The organism is Xanthomarina spongicola, assembly GCF_003148645.1.
In the GTDB taxonomy this organism is placed as follows: Bacteria; Bacteroidota; Bacteroidia; order Flavobacteriales; family Flavobacteriaceae; genus Xanthomarina; species Xanthomarina spongicola.
Genome location: NZ_QGGP01000002.1, coordinates 430,701 through 448,097 on the forward strand (window position 1 = coordinate 430,701; position 17,397 = coordinate 448,097).

Sequence of the window (17,397 nt, forward strand, 5' to 3'; positions counted from 1 at the left end):
AAGAATAAAGATAGTATTATTTTAGTTGAGACTTTAAAACGAAGATAAAAAATGATGATTAATATCGATAAGAGTTGGCAACCTTTTTTAGAGGGTGAGTTTAACAAACCTTATTTTAATGATTTAAACTCATTCTTAAATACAGAATATAAAAACCATACATGTTTCCCTCCTGAATCAGATGTATTTAATGCTTTTAATCATTGTGAATTCGATAAATTAAAAGTTGTAATAATTGGACAAGATCCTTATCATGGAGTTGGTCAAGCCAATGGATTATGTTTTTCGGTAAATGATGGAATTGCCCATCCTCCTTCATTGAAAAATATTTTTAAGGAGATTGAGCAAGATTTAGGAATTTTATATCCTAAAAGTGGGAATTTAATGCGTTGGGCTGATCAAGGTGTATTTTTATTAAATGCCACCTTAACTGTTAGAGCACACGAAGCTGGAAGCCACCAAAACAAAGGTTGGGAACAATTTACAGATGAAGTTATTAAGATTATAAATGAATATAAAGAAAATGTTATTTTTCTACTTTGGGGTGGCTTTGCAAAAAGAAAAGCTAAATTAATTGATACAAATAAACATTATATTTTAGAAACTGGTCATCCATCTCCATTAAGTGCTAATAGAGGTTACTGGTTTGGTAATAAACAATTTAGTAAAACTAACTTCCTGTTGGTGCAAGATGGGTTGGAACCTCTTGCTTGGTAGGATTATTCTTGATAATTAATGTAGGTTTAGTTTCTTTAATTCCAGTACGCTTTGTTGTTTTATTACAACTAAAAAATAGTAATAAAAAGTTAATTGCAACCAGAAAAGAAAGAATAAAAGTAATGGTCAAAAGCATAAACAATTTGGTTCGTTAATATGAGGTATAAGCAAATATAAGAGATTAGAGTTAAAAAAGTAAATATTTTTTAACATTTTAATAAAGTTAATGGATTTAACTAAGTGGTAATTAGATGTTTTTAAAAATATTTTATGTTAAATAATTGATACTAATTCTGAATAATTACGTTTATTTGAAATAATATTTAAAGCTAATAGTTGATTTTGAATGTCATTAATAGTTGCCTCATTTATAAGCTCTTGAGACCATTCTGTTAAAGAAAGCCATTCTTGAACATCTTCAATTTTCTGTGAATACCTTTCAGCAATAATTCCATCTATATTTGGAATTTCTTTAAAGCCAATAGTTAAATTATTTATGATTTTTAAAATAGTTCTAATTTCGTCTTTATATAACTCTAAAGACTCATTTCTAACTGCAATTACAAAACAAGGCCAAGGAGTAGGACAGTTTCCAATTCGTCTAAATATACCTTTATCTACTATGGGCTTAGTCATGAATTTTTCCCATAAAAAATAATCTGCTTTTCCTTTAGTTAAACCTGCAACAGCTCCATCTAAATTCTTAATAACTTCAAAATTTAAATCTGTTTCAGTATTCCAATGGTTATTTTTTGCATTTATATAAGCCATTAAGTGTGACCCAGAACCATAACGACTAATAGCAGCTTTGGTTCCTTTTAAATCTTCAATGTTTTGATATGTGGAATTATATGCTACATGAATACCCCAAATTAATGGTGTTTGAACAAAAGTTTGAATTATTCTACTTGGATTTCCGTCTACAATATCTTTAATTATTCCTTCTGTTAGAATAACAGCCATATCAATCTCGCCATCACGAAGAGCTTTGCTCATTGCGCCAGTACCACTATGGTAATCTCTCCACCTTAAGTTGATACCAGCGTTTTTGAAATCACCATTTTTTAGTGCTAAATACCATGCTAAATTAAAATGCTCTGGAACTCCACCTATATGAATTGTTTTCATTAAAAATTGTTTGATTCGTAATCCTTAATTAGGGCATTTTAAATTATTACACTATTTTATTTAAAGTATAAATTATTAATTTCTCTACCACAGCTTTTGGGTCTTTACTAAACTGTCCTGTGGCTCTATTTGCAATAATAGCATTTAAAGAAAGAGCATGATGTCCTAAAAGTTTAGACAAGCCATAAATAACAGATGTCTCCATCTCAAAGTTAGTAATTCGCATGCCTTGAAAGCTAAAAGTATCCATTTTTGTGTTTAAACTTGGATCTTGTAATGGTAATCTTAATATTCTTCCTTGTGGACCGTAAAATCCTCCAGCAGTAGCTGTTAAACCTTTGTGGACTTGATTGCTATCGAATATTTTTTCTAATTTTTGACTATTATTAATAACAATTGGTCGTGCTTTATTGGAGTTCCAATTGGTATATTCAATAAAAGCTTTTTCAATATCTGGGTTTTCTATAGTTTCTATTTTATAAAAATGTAGCATCCCATTTAAGTCTAATCCATGAGAGCTTATAACAAAAGCATCTACCGGAACATCTTCTTGTAAAGATCCAGAAGTGCCAACCCTAACAAAATTAAGACTTGTATGCGTTTCTTTTGGTTTTCTAGTTTTTAAATCAATATTAACTAAAGCATCTAATTCATTTAATACAATGTCAATATTATCTGGTCCAATTCCAGTGGAAAGCACTGTTAACCTTTTACCTTTATAAAACCCAGTTTGTGTTTTAAATTCACGTTTTTGAGTTGAAAATTCAATACTATCAAAATGCTTTGTTATCTTCTCTACACGATCTTGATCTCCTACAAGAATAATATCGTGTGCTATGTTTTCTGGCTTTAAATTTAAATGGTAAATACTACCATCTGGATTTAAAATTAATTCTGAGTCTTTAATTGACATTAAGTTGCGTTTTAATTAAAGCATTTGTGTTGTCGTTATAAGAAAAATCTAACCTATTGACGCCTCCAAATGTTAAGTTATTATTTATTTCAGATGAATAATTCTGATTCCCTATCAAGGCTTCATAACCTTTTCTATTTAATGAAATTTTGTTTTCCTCTTCTTCGTAAAAAATTTGAAGCAAATCTATTAATCTTAATATTTGGATGTCTCCAAATCCGTAATATCCTTGATAATTGAGGACGTATCCAATTAATTGGTTTTTAGATTTAATTGATTTTTCTTTAATAATATTAAGAATGTTTTTTTCTAAAACACTCAATCCCGATTTTAAGTTAGGAAAGCGTTTTAAATGAGCTTTTAAACAAGAATTTAAATATTTAAATGAAGACTTTTTTGTAATATATGGCTTAAATAGATTATGATCTTTACCACAGTAGATATGCCATAAACTAATAGCTAATTCTATGTCACTATCTTTTAATCTAACTTTGTCATGATAATGATTAAACAGCTGTTCAGGAGTTAATTCAGATAAACCTTTTAATTGTGTTTCTCCTTTAATTCTGCCACTACATACTAAATAGAGTGGTAGTTGGACATTTTTTTCTTTTAATAATTTAATTACTGCCAACATATTGATATGGCAAAACAAATCGTATTCAAACCAAAGTATAATTTCTGAAAAACCCTCAGTAGCATCAAGCTTGCTTAATTCCTGCTTAAATTCTTCTTCATTAATTTCTATATGATAAAAATCATTTAAAAAGCCCTTCCTTTTGGTTAAAAATTCTTCTGTATCAATATTTCTAGTAGTTGGTCCTTCACAAAGCATTTCTTGCCATGTAAGTATGTCACCTGTTATATCTAATTCTTTTAGATAATTAGTTAAGGCATTGCCATTTGTAATATGTAAAATATTTTGACTCATTATCCACCAACACGTTTTACAAGAAATCCTTTTTCTTTAAGAATCTCCATTATTTTATCTCTAAAATCACCTTGAATAATAATCTTGTCATCTTTAAAACTTCCTCCAACACTTAGAGTTGTTTTAATATCTTTTGCAAGTGCTTTAAAATCTTCTGTGGCTCCAGTATAACCTTCAAGAATAGTAATGGGTTTCCCTTTGCGTTTCTCGTATTTACAGATAATTGGTTCGTTTTGCATCCATAAACCTACAGATTCTTCATTTTGTTTTTCAGTTGAAGGGTCTGGTTTATGCTCTGGAAAGAGGCTTTTTAATTGGTCTTGTAAATCCATATGTAATTATTTCTTAATAAGACCAAGCTCAATAAGTCGCTCATTTAAAAACTCTCCTGCAGTTATATCATCAAATTGTTTTGGATTATTGTCATCTATACAACTTTCAAGCACATCTAATTTCATGTCGCTAATTGGATGCATAAAAAATGGTATGGAATAACGAGACGTTCCCCAAAGTTCTCTAGGTGGATTAATAACACGATGAATGGTTGATTTTAGTTTGTTGTTGGTATGTCTAGACAACATATCTCCAACATTTATCATCAACTCATCTGGTTCGGCAATAGCATCTAGCCATTCTCCTTTGTGGTTTTGAACTTGTAACCCTCTACCTTGAGCTCCCATTAATAGAGTAATTAAGTTAATATCTCCATGAGCAGCTGCGCGAACTGCATTTTTAGGTTCTTCTATAATAGGAGGATAATGTATTGGTCTTAAAATACTATTTCCATTATGAATGTAATTATCAAAATAAGTTTCTTCTAAGCCCAAATGCAAAGCTAAAGCACGTAGTACATACTTAGCTGTTTTCTCAAGCATTCTATAAGTTTCCTTTCCTGTTTTATTAAAACTAGGAAGTTCTTCTACTTCAACGTTTTTTGGATATTCGGCTTCTAATTTTGGATTATTCTCTACATATTGTCCAAAATGCCAAAACTCTTTTAAATCGCCTTCTTTTTTACCTTTAGCACTTTCTTTTCCAAAAGAAATATAACCTCTTTGTCCTCCAATACCTTCAATTTCGTATTTTCTCTTTGTTTCAACAGGTAAGTCAAAAAATTGTTTTACTTCATTATAAAGATTATCAACTAAGGTATCGTCTAAAAAATGGCCTTTTAATGCTACAAATCCTATTTCTTCATAAGCTTTACCAATTTCATCAACAAATTTTTGTTTTCTTACAGAATCTCCCGAAATAAAATCGTTTAAATTAACGCTAGGTATATTATTCATGGTATTTATTTTAATATGAATGTAATACAAATGTACGAAAACATTATAAAGATAAGAACACTAAATATTGTAAGAATTTCAATGAGAATTATCAATTTATACTATATTTGACAAACAATTTTTATGAGTACTCACGTGTCTATACCTACTGAAATACAATACAATAAAGAGAATCTAGATTCAACCGAATTACTAGAATTATATAAAAACATGCTTAAGCCTCGATTGATTGAGGAAAAAATGCTCATTCTTTTACGTCAGGGAAAAGTGTCTAAATGGTTTTCTGGTATTGGACAAGAAGCCATTTCTGTTGGTGTTACTATGTCTTTGCAAAAAGATGAATATATCTTACCAATGCATCGAAATCTTGGCGTATTCACAACAAGAGAGATTCCTTTATATCGTTTATTTAGTCAATGGCAAGGAAAAGCCAATGGTTTTACTAAAGGTCGGGACAGATCGTTTCATTTTGGTACTCAAGAGTTCAAAATTGTGGGAATGATTTCACATTTAGGACCACAATTAGGTGTTGCAGATGGTATTGCTTTAGCAAGTAACTTGCAAAGTAAAAAACAAGTAACTGCTGTGTTTACAGGCGAAGGAGGTACAAGCGAAGGAGATTTTCACGAAGCACTAAACGTGGCATCGGTTTGGAAATTGCCAGTAATGTTTTGTGTGGAGAATAACGGTTATGGATTATCCACACCAACAAGTGAACAATATAATTGCGAGCATATTGCAGATCGTGCTATTGGTTATGGTATGGAATCTCATATTATAGATGGAAATAACATTATAGAAGTATATACAAAAGTTAGAGACATTGCAGAAAGTATCAGACAAAACCCTCGTCCTGTGTTACTAGAATTTAAAACTTTTAGAATGCGTGGACATGAGGAGGCTAGTGGTACCAAATATGTGCCTCAGGACCTAATGGATGCTTGGGCTAAAAAAGATCCTCTTGAAAATTTTCAGGCTTTTTTAAAGGATGAAAATATTTTAACTGAAGAGTTAGAGGTGACTCTTAAACAAGACATTGTTCATGAGATTAATGAACATCTTCAAATGGCATTTGATGAAGATGCAATTACTCCTAATGAAAGTGAAGAATTAAATGATGTTTACAAACCATTTGAATATAAAGGAGTTAAAGAAAATTCAAAAACTAACGAGTTACGTTTAATAGATGCCATATCTGAAGGTTTAAAACAATCTATGGAGCAACATGATAACTTAGTTATTATGGGTCAAGATGTTGCTGAATATGGTGGCGTTTTTAAAATAACTGATGGTTTTGTAGATCAATTTGGGAAAGACAGAGTTAGAAATACACCTATCTGCGAATCTGCCATTGTTGAAGCTGGAATGGGCTTATCTATTGCAGGAATGAAAAGTGTTGTAGAAATGCAGTTTGCCGATTTTGTAACGTCTGGGTTTAATCCGGTAGTTAATTATTTAGCGAAATCTCATTACAGATGGAACCAAGAAGCAGATGTGGTAGTTAGAATGCCTTGTGGAGCAGGAGTTGCTGCTGGTCCTTTTCATTCTCAAACAAACGAAGCTTGGTTTACTAAAACACCTGGATTAAAAGTAGTTTATCCAGCATTTCCAGCCGATGCTAAAGGCTTATTAGCAACTGCTATTAACGACCCAAATCCTGTGCTATTTTTCGAACACAAAGCGTTGTATAGAAGTATTAGACAAGACGTTCCTACAGATTATTTTACATTACCTTTTGGAAAAGCATCTCTTTTAAAAGAAGGTGACCAAGTAACGATAATAACTTATGGTGCTGGAGTTCATTGGGCCTTAGAGACTTTAGAAAACAATCCAGACATTCAAGCAGACTTACTGGATTTAAGAACTTTGCAACCATTAGATAAAGAAGGTATTTATGCGTCAGTTAAGAAAACTGGTCGTGCTATTATTTTACAAGAAGATTCCTTATTTGGTGGTATTGCTTCAGATATTTCTTCTATGCTTATGGAAAACTGTTTCGAATATTTAGATGCACCTGTTAAACGTGTGGCTAGTATGGAAACACCTATTCCTTTTATCAATCAATTGGAAGTTCAATATTTAGCTAAAGGGAAGTTTGAAGCTGCTTTGAAGGAGTTGTTGGAGTATTAATAAACGCTACAAATTCTTTTTAATTAATGCCTGGTCAAGTGCAGTCGAGATTTTAAAGCGAGAAAATTGAATTGAGTTCTCGACTGCGCTTGAACAGACCACTAAGAATTTTATTTTAAAGTTTCAGCATAGGCTTGAACATCATCTAGCACACGTAACAAATTCCCACTCCATATCATGGCAATCTCTTCTTCAGTATAACCACGTTTTACCAATTCCAAAGTTACATTAAAGGTTTCGGACGCATCATTCCAATCTTCAATACCGCCACCACCATCAAAATCACTACTAATACCAACATGTTCTATTCCAATTTTTTCAATAATATAATCTATATGATCTACTAAATCTGCTACATTCACGTTAGGAGGGAAGCCTTCTATAATATTTGCTTTAGCATTTGCTAAGTCTAACACTTTTTTATAATATCCAAAGAAAATCTCTTGCTCATGATGGTCTAAAGCCATAACTTCTTCTTTAGAAGCGTACCACTTGACACCTAACGAATCTGCTACTTGTTTTTGAATGCTAAATATTTCAGCATTTCTTGTTGCCATTTTTTTTGTATTTATATATTCATCTAAAGCAACTACTTGTATAACACCACCATTTTCTTTCATCCATTGTAATTGTTCATCGTCCAGATTTCTACTTTCATCACTTAATGCTCTAGCTGCCGAATGAGATGCTATTATTGGCGCTTTAGTCAGTTCAATCATTTGTTTCATAGCTTCTTTAGATGGATGCGAGACATCTACCATCATACCTAAACGATTCATTTCTACAATTACTTCTTTGCCTAAGTCGCTTAACCCTTTATTTAGCCAAACACCATCTGCTTCACCAGTATGACTGTCACTTAACTGACTGTGTCCATTATGAGCTAAGGACATATATCGAGCTCCAAGATTATAGAATTTTTCAACATTCGAAATATCTAAACCTATTGGATAACCGTTTTCAACTCCAATCATGGCCACTTTCTTTCCAGAAGCATTGATGCGTCTAACATCATCAGAGGTTAATGCCAATTCTATTTGATCTGGAGCAAAATCTTCAACCAATTTATGGATGGCATCAAATTTAGACATGGCATTATCATATGCTTTTTTATAACCCTCATCAGTTAATGTATCTTGTCCTGTATAAACTATAAACCAAGCCACATCCAAGCCTCCAGCTTTCATTTTTGGTAATGTTATTTGTGAATTTAAATCTTGGGTATAATTAATGGAATCTGTAAAATTACTTACTTCAATATCATCATGAGTATCAAGTGTAATCACACGTTCATGAATTGCTTTAGCTCGTTCGATTAAAGCTAGGGAATCGTTTTTCATATTAGAATCGTCCGTTTGTTTCACATCTTTCTTACAAGAAAAACATGTTATTAGAATCACTAAAGTTAAAAGATTGGTTTTCATATGTTTGTTTGGTTGGTTTAAGATGTGAAGTTACAAAAAAGAAGTTCAAATTTTATTTATATATAAATGTTGTATATTTATTCTGAATGTTTTAAAAAATGATAATCAAAATATTTCTATCCTTATTAATAGTAATATGGAATTCCAGTTGTACATCAACTGTCGAAGATCCTTATACATGGAAAACTATAAAGGTTACTGTAACTGCATATAACTCATTAGCATATCAAACAAACGATAATCCACAAATTACTGCTTTTGGCGACAGTTTAAAACCTGGTTTAAAATATATTGCGGTTTCTAGAGATTTACAAGCTTTGGGACTAACCTATAATACACCTGTTAAAATAGAAGGCCTTGAAGGTATTTATTTAGTAAAAGATAAAATGCATTATCGATGGAAAAATAAAATAGACATTTACATGGGAGAAGATGTTAAAGCTGCTAAGAAATGGGGAAGAAAAAAATTGAACATCCAATATGGAGTTATAGAGGAAGAAGAAACAAGAACAGCATCTAAAAATAATTAATAAAAAAAGCCAACATATTTATGTTGACTTTTCACTTACTGTCCCAATTCAATTAATGCGAATATCGCTTAATACCTGTCCAGAGGCCATCATTTGAGTTATTAAACTTCGGAATGAGTTTGTTAACCGAAAGATGTTTTACCTTCTCGAAAGAATCTCTAGAAATTTTAATAACTGCTTTCATAATATTTGTTTTTTGATTGATTGATCTTATAAAACATTCAACCTTCCTAGCTATCTCTATGTTATAGGCTAACAAAGGAAGATTGATAATTATCTTCAATACACTTATCTGTATCTTCTTTTACTATTCCAAGTATGACTTTTACTTGTACTAACTCGTTCTGTTACTTGGTTACTGTCTAATGTTCTCATGATTTCTTGATTTTTTTTGATTGATGAATTTTAATTTAGATACGCTTATCTGTATCTTCTCTTACTGTTCCAAGCATAACTATTACTTGTACTTATTCTCTCTGATACTTGGTTACTGTTTAAAGTTCTCATAATTTTAAGTTTTAAAGATTGATTGATACTAAATAGACGACACAATTTTAAAATTGTTACAGTACTATGCATAACATAATAGATATTTAACAATATTTAACACAAATAGAGTAGGTTAAGGTTAGGAATTATATTGTTTTCTAATAATTTTAATTAAAGTTTTAATAAAAAATTGGATTTGTATTTTTTAGGAACGATTTTTGTCTAACAACATTTGGTTTTATAAACCGTTATAAAAATTAACGATACTGTATGAAAAACTTTTGCTTCATTTTCTTTTGTTTAGTTACTATGTCTATGTATTCTCAAATAGATAATAGAAACGAATCGACTGTTATACCAGCAAAAGAAAGCAAGGATGGAAGTGAGAGTAATACGCTTCTAGAATCTAAGCCAATTGAAAACAATGGACTAAGTAATGCAGATTCAGATAGAATTAATGGTTTGTCAGTACCAAAACAAAACCCTTTATCTAATTCTAACGAAAAAGAGTTTTCCATGTTTGGAAGTGAAGAGTTTGGTAATCCAGCCGAACTCTATTCAAATCAGTTAAATAAGCATACTAAATACACTAAAGAAGAGGCAGGTTCCAGAGAGAATGGCAGTACAACCAATCAATATTTAGGAGATTTTAAAACAGGAGTTTCTAAAGTAAATGTTATATATAGAGATCATATGTATCCTGATGGTGACAGAGTGAGAGTCTTTGTAAATGACGATGTGGTAATGGCAAATGTCCTTTTACAGTCTTCTTTTAAAGGGTTTCAATTAGATTTGGTTGAAGGATTTAATAAAATAGATTTTCAGGCATTAAATCAAGGAGATTCTGGTCCAAATACAGCCGAACTTCAAATTCTGGATAGCTCTGGAAATATCATTGCTTCAAGCCAGTGGAATTTAGCAACAGGAGTTAAAGCCACACTTATAGTTATTAAAGAGTAGGTTCTATTTTTTTAATGTCTCCAGGTTGCATCTCATCAATATTATAATTACCAATTCTTACACGAACCAAACGTAAAGTTGGAAACCCGATAGCAGCTGTCATTTTTCTTACTTGTCTAAATTTTCCTTCTGTAAGTGTTATAGAAAGCCAACTTGTTGGTCCATGTTTTTCGTCTCTAACATAGCGTTCATGAACTTTAGGTGCAGTTTCAATAAGAAAAGCTTTACAAGCTTTAGTAAGATATGGCTTTCCATCTATAGAAATTTCAAGGCCTTTTTTTAGTTTCTCTATGGCTTCAGTAGTAATTAAACCATCAACCATAACATAATATTCCTTTTCAATTTTCGAGCTTCTTATATAATCGCTCATTTTACCATCGGTAGTTAATAAGAGTAAACCTTCAGATTTTTCATCCAATCTACCAATAGCCATCAAATTATCTGGTGCTTCAATAATGGAACCTAGAAGCTTTTTATTTCGCCTTTTATTCTGATTATTAACAAACTGACTTAAATATCCATAAGGCTTATAGAGCTTAAAATGCATGTGATTTTTAGTCTTGGACATAATATAAGAAAACATTAGAGTTTATTAATATAAAATTGAATCTCATTCTAGAATCTTATTAACTACAAATGTTAAAAAAACTTGAGAATAAATTTCTGTTTTAAGCTATAAAAACCTAGAAAAGAACTTATTTTTGCACATCACAAAATTTTTATGAGTAAAACCATCACATCTCTTGAGTTAGAAGACAGACAAGTCGGTAAAAACCTATATAGCTATCAAAAAGGCGCTATCGATAAGATTTTTAAATGCTTTGAAGAAGCTCCTGAAGATTATCACTTACTATACCAACTACCAACAGGTGGTGGGAAAACTGTTATTTTTTCTGAAATAGTTAGACAATATTTAAAACACCATAAAAAAAAGGTGTTAGTTATGACTCACAGAATAGAGTTATGCCGACAAACATCGAGCATGCTTGAGGAATTTGGTGTAGATAATAAAGTAGTAAGCAGTAAAGCTAATCTAGACGACCAATCTCAATACAGTTGTTTTGTGGCAATGGTTGAGACTTTAAATAACCGTTTGCAAGAAGATAAACTGGATATTTCAGATATTGGTTTGGTAATTATTGATGAGGCTCATTACAATTCGTTTACCAAATTATTTAAGTATTTCGAAAAATCTTTCATTTTAGGAGTTACTGCAACACCATTAAGCTCGAATATTAAGCTACCAATGAAAGACAATTATAATGAGTTAATTGTTGGCGAAACTATAGAGTCTTTAATTAATAACGAGTTTTTATCTCAAGCCGAAATATTTTCATACAATGTAGGGTTAACCTCTTTGGTTGTTGGTGCTAATGGAGATTATACTGTTAAATCTTCTGAAGATTTATACACTAATAACGACATGCTTACGAAGTTAATGCAAGCATACGAAGAGCGTTCTAAAGGAAAGAAAACACTGATTTTTAATAATGGTATTAATACTTCTTTACATGTATATGATACCTTTCGTTCTGCAGGATATCCAGTAGCACATTTAGATAATACCAATACAAAAAAAGAAAGACGTAAAATATTAAAATGGTTTAGAGATACTCCAGATGCTATTCTTACTTCTGTAAGTATTCTAACCACTGGATTCGATGAACCTACTGTAGATTCTATTATTTTAAATAGAGCAACAAAATCTTTGACACTATATTACCAAATGATAGGTCGTGGATCTCGTATTTTACACAACAAAAACACCTTTACAGTTATAGATTTGGGTAATAATCTCCATCGTTTTGGACCTTGGGGAGCAGATTTAGATTGGCAACGTATTTTTAAATCACCAAATTTCTATTTAGACAATATTTTAAGTGATGAAGACTTAGAAGATACTTTTAGGTATGAAATGCCAGATGAATTAAGAGCTGAGTTTTCTAATTCAGATGTTGTTTATTTTAATATTAAAGAAACCTATATAGATGCTGTTAGAAGTGGCGAATCTTCAAAAGTGGTTTTAGAGCGTTCTATAGAACATCATGCTAAAATATGCATTGAAAATAGCGAAGATTTGTATGATGCACTAGATCTTGCAAAAAAACTAGGCGATGATATTGACTACAGAATTCATCGTTATACCAAATGCATTAGTAAGAGTACTTTTAACTTTGTAGAATGGTTAAAAAACGATTACCGAATGAAACTAAGAGCCTATTTGCGTAGTAATTTCGATGAAGTATTTGAAGAAATTCATGGCAGACCAGCTGAAACTTAGGAACTTAGTTTAGGCATTTTATTTATTCAAATTAACTCAATTTACACCAGTTACTTTTAAGAATTTCTTTCTTCGAAAGTGACAAATGTCAATAAATGTTTTATAAATAAACAGTATCTTTAAGTTTTAAATAGATAACCTATGAAAAAGATATTACTGCCAACAGATTTTTCTGAAAATTCTTGGGAAGCCACCCTTTATGCTTTAAAATTATTCAAAGATCAAGCCTGTACATTTTACATCATGCACTCGCTAGAACCTTTAGTTTCTGCACCATCTACAGGTGTTTCTTCCAAAAGAGCCTATGATGCTATTATTAAATCGAGGCTTAATGAATCTAATTTAGAATTAGAAAAAGAATTAGACAAAATTCATGAACTTCCTAAAAACAATAAGCATACATTCGAAACAATGATTGTTCATGATTATTTTTTAAGTGCTGTTCATTCAACAGTTAAAAAATTAAATTGCGATGTCGTAATTCTTGGAACAAAAGGGGCTAGTGGTATTAAAGAAATGACTATTGGAAGCAATACGGCAAACTTAATTAATAAGCAAACCTGTACAATTATTGCTGTACCAGAAAATTCGCTTTCTAAAGATATGTTGGAAATTGGATTTGCATCCGATTTTAGTATTGGTAATTATGGAAATGAACTCGATTTATTAAAAGAAATCGCTACAACCAATGCGTCTAGGATTTCTCTAGTACATATTGTTAATAAAAATGGAGAAATGACTACCGAATTACGTGCAAATAAACTTGCTCTAGAAATGGCTTTAAATCCACTACCTATGGACTTTTATCGCATAACAGATGTTGCTGTAGAATTAGGAATTCGTGTTTTTAGTGAAAGTAGAAATTTAGGAATGCTTTGTATTATCAATAAAAAACGTAGTTTCTTTGAAAATTTATTTAGAAAAAGTAATAGCAAGTCTATTAGTAGTCATATTAATGTGCCATTAATTATATTCAATCACAGTGCGTTTTAAAACATAAAAAAAGCGACTAACTTTAGTACTCATTTTACTAGAATGAATTAAGAAGTTGTATTTTTATAGAGAAATCTATATGTATGAACAAGCAGCTTATTTTAGTAAAGCGTCCTGAAGGACTCCCTGACGCATCAACTTGGACTTTAAAAACCAATCCAATTCCAACTATTTCTGATGGAGAATTTTTAGTACAACAATATTATGTGTCCTTAGATCCTGCCATGCGTGGTTGGATGAACGACTCTAAATCATACATCGAACCCATAGCTATTGGAGATGTTATGAGAGCTGGTTCTATAGGAAAAATCATTAAATCGAATCATGCAGATTTTAATATTGGAGATACTGTAACGGGTTGGGGAGGCGTTCAGCAATATGCCATTGGTACAGAAAAAACGTGGTATAAAGTAGATACCAAATTAGCTCCTATGCCAATGTATTTAGGCACTTTAGGTATGCCTGGAATGACTGCATATTTTGGAATTCTGGAAGTTGGAAAAATTAAAGCAGGAGATGTTGTTCTGGTATCAGCTGCTGCTGGAGCAGTAGGAAGTATTGTTGGCCAGATAGCTAAACTAAAAGGTTGTTACGTGGTAGGCATTGCTGGTGGAAAAGACAAATGTAATTATCTTAAAAACGAACTAGGTTTCGATGCTACCATAGATTATAAATCTGAAAACATCTTCGATGCTGTTAAAGAAACCTGTCCAAAAGGCATCGATGTGTATTTCGATAATGTTGGAGGAGAGATTCTTGAAGCAGCCTTATCCAGATTACGTATGCATGCCAGAGTTGTTATTTGTGGCGCCATTTCTCAATACAATAATTTAGAAGAAGTAAAAGGACCTAAAAACTATATGTCTTTATTGGTAAATAGAGCTACCATGCAAGGAATGATTGTTATGGATTATGCACCAAATTATGGTAAAGCTGCAAAAGACATGGGACAGTGGCTTATGGAAGGTAAACTAAAAAGTAAAGAAGATATTTACGAAGGTATTGAGAATTTTCATAAAACCTTTATACGACTGTTCTCAGGAGATAAAAAGGGAAAACTCGTTTTAAAAGTTATAGAATAACCTTTTATATATTACTTATAATTTAAAGTTACAATTGGAAACTTTTACCACCAAACAATAAAACATTTATTTATTTCGCCATTTGGATGCTTAATCCATACTAGAGGAGATGTCTGTTTTTCTAAAATAAGATGCACTTTAATTAAAAAAGTATCGTATGTCATCCAATTAGATTGGACTTGAGTTTCTAATAACCAATTCGCTTTACTTGGTATGTAAAATTTACAATTATCAAAGGCTATTAAGGTCTCTTTTTTTAAATAAAACCCAGCAATACAAGCAGGATTAATAGGTTTAAAGTCTATTGTTTTTATGTTATATGGAACAAATAATTGCGCTTTAAACAAGACGTTTTGCTCTATTTTCTCAATTTCTAAGTTGTGTTTTTGCAGGTATGTTAGGGTTTCAGGAAGATAGAGCAGTGGCAACTGCTTATTTTTTAGCTTGTTTAATTTCTCTACCAAACTGTCTTTACGGTTTGGACCAATCCAATGGTCTAATTGGGTAGTACCAACAGTATCATCATACACATAAAACTTATAGATAATTTCTAAATGAATGGGTTTGTTATCCATTAAGAGTAACATATCCATTTCGCCTAAAGTCCTTTTTTCTTGTTGGATTTGTAAATTTTCTGCTAGTATAGAAATTTGGGGAAGTTGTTTTAACTCATGGAAAACAAATTGTTCCACACGTTTTCCCAAACGAATGTTTTTAGGAAGTGTTTCGTTAAAACTCGAATTTATTTCTGAAATACATTCTAATTGCTGTAAGTTATATACCAAATGACCGTTCCAAAGATTGGGTGTTTTTAAATAGCCTTGGTATTGTAAATTTAAATTCGAATTCATTTCTTACAAACAGATAACATAATTTTAAAGGTATAAATATAAACAAGGTAAGTTGTAGAACTATCTGTATGGCGTTAAAAATTCTTTTTTTGATTAAAACCTCTATATAGAGGCGTGTGTTAAAATATTCTATTTTAAATACTATTCAGTTTATAGATTTAGTATTAATAAAACTATATACAATGACTAGTAGAAGTGCTAATTGATAATTTCTATTTTACATAATATAAATTATAGTACAAATGTATAGTATGAGTAAAATGGCGAATACTGTGTATTTAACATAATTGTAGATATAGTGACACGCTAGTGTTCTATATCGTCAACAATTATGTTACAGTCATTTTACGACCAAGTGTTTATTTATATTCATAAGTTATAATTACACACATCATTCATATTATAAAGCTTTTTTATGTTTTTTAAAATATCTCAGAATGTTTATAGTATTATATACATTGTTTTTACTTTCCGTATAATTTGATTATTCCATACAATCATCCATAATTTTTTAAATACGCGATTCTCGTGGATTTGGAATTTTAAGGAGAATTATAAAATTTCTTTTAATAAACAAAACGTCATTGAAACATTATGTACAAACACTTTGATGATAGATTTGAAAAACCTTCTTATCATATTTATTATAATTATGCTGAATTCCCTAATTATTCTTAGTCTGATATAACTTTCACTCGAGGTTTCCCCGACTTTAACCCGAAGCAGACATGGCTTTACCCCGGAGTTACTACGGGTGAACCCTTAAGAAAGCTTTTGTTTATGCTGGGTTAAAGCAGGCCGATACACTGCATGGCTTTATGGCTTTTATAGGTATAATATTCCAAACCTTCAAGTTTTAGATACTGAATGCCAAGCCAAACTGTTATAGAAACATTTGATTGAAGCTGTGTTGTTACAGGTGTCTGGAGTTGGATTTGCAGGTTTGTATGTTCTATTTTACATAATAAAGGCTCGGTGTTTTTGCTTATGCCTAAAGCATTTTGTTTTAGAGACATGGGATGGTATGTTTTTTTGTTTGGCGAATATTTGTACTTTGATACCAAACTAAGTGCCCCAATTAGCTGAAAATGTGTGGCATTTTTTGGCTGTTTTTTAAGGTGAAAAACACTGCTTTTAGGTATGTTTATGGTTATTATACGTCTGTTGTTATGACTTGTAACTATTGTTTTTGCTGTATATACTTGATTGAAAACAACCTGTTTGTTGAGCTGAAAACCTATTAGTGCCTGAGGGTTGTTGCCTATATAAGCCTCTCTTTCTCCTAACGTTCCACTCCCCTTTTGAATGATTTTACGACACACACCCGATAAGCGACTTGCCATATAGGTGTCCTGAAAGTTTTTTGCTGTTTCTGACTAGCCTGTTCTAATGGCTTTTGAGAGTTTGGAAGCCATACCAAACTCCTGGTTGTTTGCTTTTACATTTGCAAAGGCTGGGTCTGTAAGGATGCGTTTTCTGGAAGGCCCTGTAGCTACACGAGACAGATACACCCCATGAAGTGGATAATAACAGATCCCGTTTAAAGTCCCATGGATTTTTATAATTCCTTTTTGCTTAGGCATTTGATTTGGAGTTGTTTGTGTTACTCTAAGTTACTAAAAAGACAGGGACTGTGTTATTAAAGGTTTCTTAAAATGCCTTGGGTAGAATGTTTAGTT

18 protein-coding genes are annotated in these 17,397 nt (G+C 31.4%); 7 read left to right on the plus strand and 11 right to left on the minus strand.

Annotated elements, in window-relative coordinates:
* The first annotated feature begins 51 nt into the window (after window positions 1-51).
* Window positions 52-717: a uracil-DNA glycosylase gene (locus LX78_RS05895; RefSeq protein WP_109681719.1), complete on the plus strand. Its 666-nt coding sequence runs from the start codon at window positions 52-54 to the stop codon at window positions 715-717.
* Between the two features lie 273 nt (window positions 718-990).
* Here LX78_RS05895 and LX78_RS05900 read toward each other — a convergent pair whose 3' ends face one another.
* The 5 genes from LX78_RS05900 to LX78_RS05920 are packed head-to-tail and all read right to left on the minus strand — an operon-like array spanning window position 991 to window position 4,978.
* Window positions 991-1,845, minus strand: a complete 855-nt coding sequence (locus LX78_RS05900; RefSeq protein ID WP_109681720.1) for a substrate-binding domain-containing protein — start codon at window positions 1,843-1,845, stop codon at window positions 991-993.
* A gap of 46 nt (window positions 1,846-1,891) precedes the next feature.
* Window positions 1,892-2,758 carry a nucleoside phosphorylase gene (locus LX78_RS05905; RefSeq protein ID WP_109681721.1) on the minus strand — a complete coding sequence of 289 codons (867 nt, stop codon included), beginning with the start codon at window positions 2,756-2,758 and terminating at the stop codon, window positions 1,892-1,894.
* Window positions 2,748-3,689, minus strand: coding sequence for a DUF1835 domain-containing protein (locus tag LX78_RS05910; RefSeq protein ID WP_109681722.1), 942 nt, complete (start codon window positions 3,687-3,689; stop codon window positions 2,748-2,750). The genes LX78_RS05905 and LX78_RS05910 overlap by 11 nt, the downstream gene beginning before the upstream one ends.
* Window positions 3,689-4,021 carry a translation initiation factor gene (locus LX78_RS05915; protein WP_109681723.1) on the minus strand — a complete coding sequence of 111 codons (333 nt, stop codon included), beginning with the start codon at window positions 4,019-4,021 and terminating at the stop codon, window positions 3,689-3,691. Before LX78_RS05915 ends, LX78_RS05910 begins: the two co-directional genes overlap by 1 nt.
* Before the next feature lie 6 nt (window positions 4,022-4,027).
* A complete protein-coding gene (locus LX78_RS05920; RefSeq protein WP_109681724.1) occupies window positions 4,028-4,978 on the minus strand; it encodes an isopenicillin N synthase family dioxygenase in 951 nt (316 codons plus the stop codon).
* A 123-nt stretch (window positions 4,979-5,101) separates the two neighbouring features.
* Here LX78_RS05920 and LX78_RS05925 point away from each other — a divergent pair, with 123 nt between their 5' ends.
* Complete coding sequence (locus LX78_RS05925) at window positions 5,102-7,108, plus strand: alpha-ketoacid dehydrogenase subunit alpha/beta (protein WP_109681725.1); 2,007 nt, start codon at window positions 5,102-5,104, stop codon at window positions 7,106-7,108.
* A gap of 110 nt (window positions 7,109-7,218) precedes the next feature.
* Here LX78_RS05925 and LX78_RS05930 read toward each other — a convergent pair whose 3' ends face one another.
* Complete coding sequence (locus LX78_RS05930) at window positions 7,219-8,532, minus strand: dipeptidase (RefSeq protein ID WP_109681726.1); 1,314 nt, start codon at window positions 8,530-8,532, stop codon at window positions 7,219-7,221.
* A 98-nt stretch (window positions 8,533-8,630) separates the two neighbouring features.
* Between LX78_RS05930 and LX78_RS05935 the strand changes: the two genes are divergently transcribed.
* Entirely contained in the window at window positions 8,631-9,062 is a 432-nt protein-coding gene (locus LX78_RS05935) for a 3D domain-containing protein (RefSeq protein WP_170109804.1), read from the plus strand.
* A gap of 52 nt (window positions 9,063-9,114) precedes the next feature.
* Here the strand turns inward: LX78_RS05935 and LX78_RS14990 are convergent, their stop codons facing one another.
* Window positions 9,115-9,246, minus strand: coding sequence for a hypothetical protein (locus LX78_RS14990; RefSeq protein ID WP_281267905.1), 132 nt, complete (start codon window positions 9,244-9,246; stop codon window positions 9,115-9,117).
* 575 nt (window positions 9,247-9,821) lie between these two features.
* On the opposite strand from LX78_RS14990, the gene LX78_RS05940 reads away from it, so the two are divergent.
* Complete coding sequence (locus tag LX78_RS05940) at window positions 9,822-10,511, plus strand: hypothetical protein (protein WP_109681727.1); 690 nt, start codon at window positions 9,822-9,824, stop codon at window positions 10,509-10,511.
* Here LX78_RS05940 and LX78_RS05945 read toward each other — a convergent pair.
* Window positions 10,501-11,058 carry a pseudouridine synthase gene (locus tag LX78_RS05945; RefSeq protein ID WP_245881485.1) on the minus strand — a complete coding sequence of 186 codons (558 nt, stop codon included), beginning with the start codon at window positions 11,056-11,058 and terminating at the stop codon, window positions 10,501-10,503. The genes LX78_RS05940 and LX78_RS05945 overlap by 11 nt on opposite strands.
* Before the next feature lie 174 nt (window positions 11,059-11,232).
* On the opposite strand from LX78_RS05945, the gene LX78_RS05950 reads away from it, so the two are divergent.
* From LX78_RS05950 to LX78_RS05960, 3 genes are all read left to right on the plus strand, one after another.
* On the plus strand, window positions 11,233-12,792 hold the full coding sequence (locus LX78_RS05950; RefSeq protein WP_109681728.1) for a DEAD/DEAH box helicase: 1,560 nt from the start codon (window positions 11,233-11,235) through the stop codon (window positions 12,790-12,792).
* Between the two features lie 141 nt (window positions 12,793-12,933).
* Window positions 12,934-13,785: a universal stress protein gene (locus LX78_RS05955; RefSeq protein ID WP_109681729.1), complete on the plus strand. Its 852-nt coding sequence runs from the start codon at window positions 12,934-12,936 to the stop codon at window positions 13,783-13,785.
* Window positions 13,786-13,868: 83 nt separating this feature from the next.
* Window positions 13,869-14,867, plus strand: a complete 999-nt coding sequence (locus LX78_RS05960) for an NADP-dependent oxidoreductase (RefSeq protein WP_109681730.1) — start codon at window positions 13,869-13,871, stop codon at window positions 14,865-14,867.
* A gap of 44 nt (window positions 14,868-14,911) precedes the next feature.
* On the opposite strand, the gene LX78_RS05965 is transcribed toward LX78_RS05960, so the two are convergent.
* The 3 genes from LX78_RS05965 to LX78_RS05975 form a co-directional block, all read right to left on the minus strand.
* A complete protein-coding gene (locus LX78_RS05965; protein ID WP_109681731.1) occupies window positions 14,912-15,718 on the minus strand; it encodes a DUF1853 family protein in 807 nt (268 codons plus the stop codon).
* Between the two features lie 788 nt (window positions 15,719-16,506).
* Window positions 16,507-17,061, minus strand: coding sequence for a hypothetical protein (locus LX78_RS05970; RefSeq protein ID WP_109681732.1), 555 nt, complete (start codon window positions 17,059-17,061; stop codon window positions 16,507-16,509).
* Between the two features lie 33 nt (window positions 17,062-17,094).
* Window positions 17,095-17,301 carry a hypothetical protein gene (locus LX78_RS05975; RefSeq protein WP_109681733.1) on the minus strand — a complete coding sequence of 69 codons (207 nt, stop codon included), beginning with the start codon at window positions 17,299-17,301 and terminating at the stop codon, window positions 17,095-17,097.
* Between the last annotated feature and the right edge of the window lie 96 nt (window positions 17,302-17,397).

Coding starts and splice junctions, on each gene's coding strand:
- LX78_RS05895 (WP_109681719.1), top strand. CDS start 52: ATGATGATTAATATCGATAAGAGTTGGCAACCTTTTTTAGAGGGTGAG.
- LX78_RS05900 (WP_109681720.1), bottom strand. CDS start 1,845: ATGAAAACAATTCATATAGGTGGAGTTCCAGAGCATTTTAATTTAGCA.
- LX78_RS05905 (WP_109681721.1), bottom strand. CDS start 2,758: ATGTCAATTAAAGACTCAGAATTAATTTTAAATCCAGATGGTAGTATT.
- LX78_RS05910 (WP_109681722.1), bottom strand. CDS start 3,689: ATGAGTCAAAATATTTTACATATTACAAATGGCAATGCCTTAACTAAT.
- LX78_RS05915 (WP_109681723.1), bottom strand. CDS start 4,021: ATGGATTTACAAGACCAATTAAAAAGCCTCTTTCCAGAGCATAAACCA.
- LX78_RS05920 (WP_109681724.1), bottom strand. CDS start 4,978: ATGAATAATATACCTAGCGTTAATTTAAACGATTTTATTTCGGGAGAT.
- LX78_RS05925 (WP_109681725.1), top strand. CDS start 5,102: ATGAGTACTCACGTGTCTATACCTACTGAAATACAATACAATAAAGAG.
- LX78_RS05930 (WP_109681726.1), bottom strand. CDS start 8,532: ATGAAAACCAATCTTTTAACTTTAGTGATTCTAATAACATGTTTTTCT.
- LX78_RS05935 (WP_170109804.1), top strand. CDS start 8,631: ATGATAATCAAAATATTTCTATCCTTATTAATAGTAATATGGAATTCC.
- LX78_RS14990 (WP_281267905.1), bottom strand. CDS start 9,246: ATGAAAGCAGTTATTAAAATTTCTAGAGATTCTTTCGAGAAGGTAAAA.
- LX78_RS05940 (WP_109681727.1), top strand. CDS start 9,822: ATGAAAAACTTTTGCTTCATTTTCTTTTGTTTAGTTACTATGTCTATG.
- LX78_RS05945 (WP_245881485.1), bottom strand. CDS start 11,058: ATGCATTTTAAGCTCTATAAGCCTTATGGATATTTAAGTCAGTTTGTT.
- LX78_RS05950 (WP_109681728.1), top strand. CDS start 11,233: ATGAGTAAAACCATCACATCTCTTGAGTTAGAAGACAGACAAGTCGGT.
- LX78_RS05955 (WP_109681729.1), top strand. CDS start 12,934: ATGAAAAAGATATTACTGCCAACAGATTTTTCTGAAAATTCTTGGGAA.
- LX78_RS05960 (WP_109681730.1), top strand. CDS start 13,869: ATGAACAAGCAGCTTATTTTAGTAAAGCGTCCTGAAGGACTCCCTGAC.
- LX78_RS05965 (WP_109681731.1), bottom strand. CDS start 15,718: ATGAATTCGAATTTAAATTTACAATACCAAGGCTATTTAAAAACACCC.
- LX78_RS05970 (WP_109681732.1), bottom strand. CDS start 17,061: ATGGCAAGTCGCTTATCGGGTGTGTGTCGTAAAATCATTCAAAAGGGG.
- LX78_RS05975 (WP_109681733.1), bottom strand. CDS start 17,301: ATGCCTAAGCAAAAAGGAATTATAAAAATCCATGGGACTTTAAACGGG.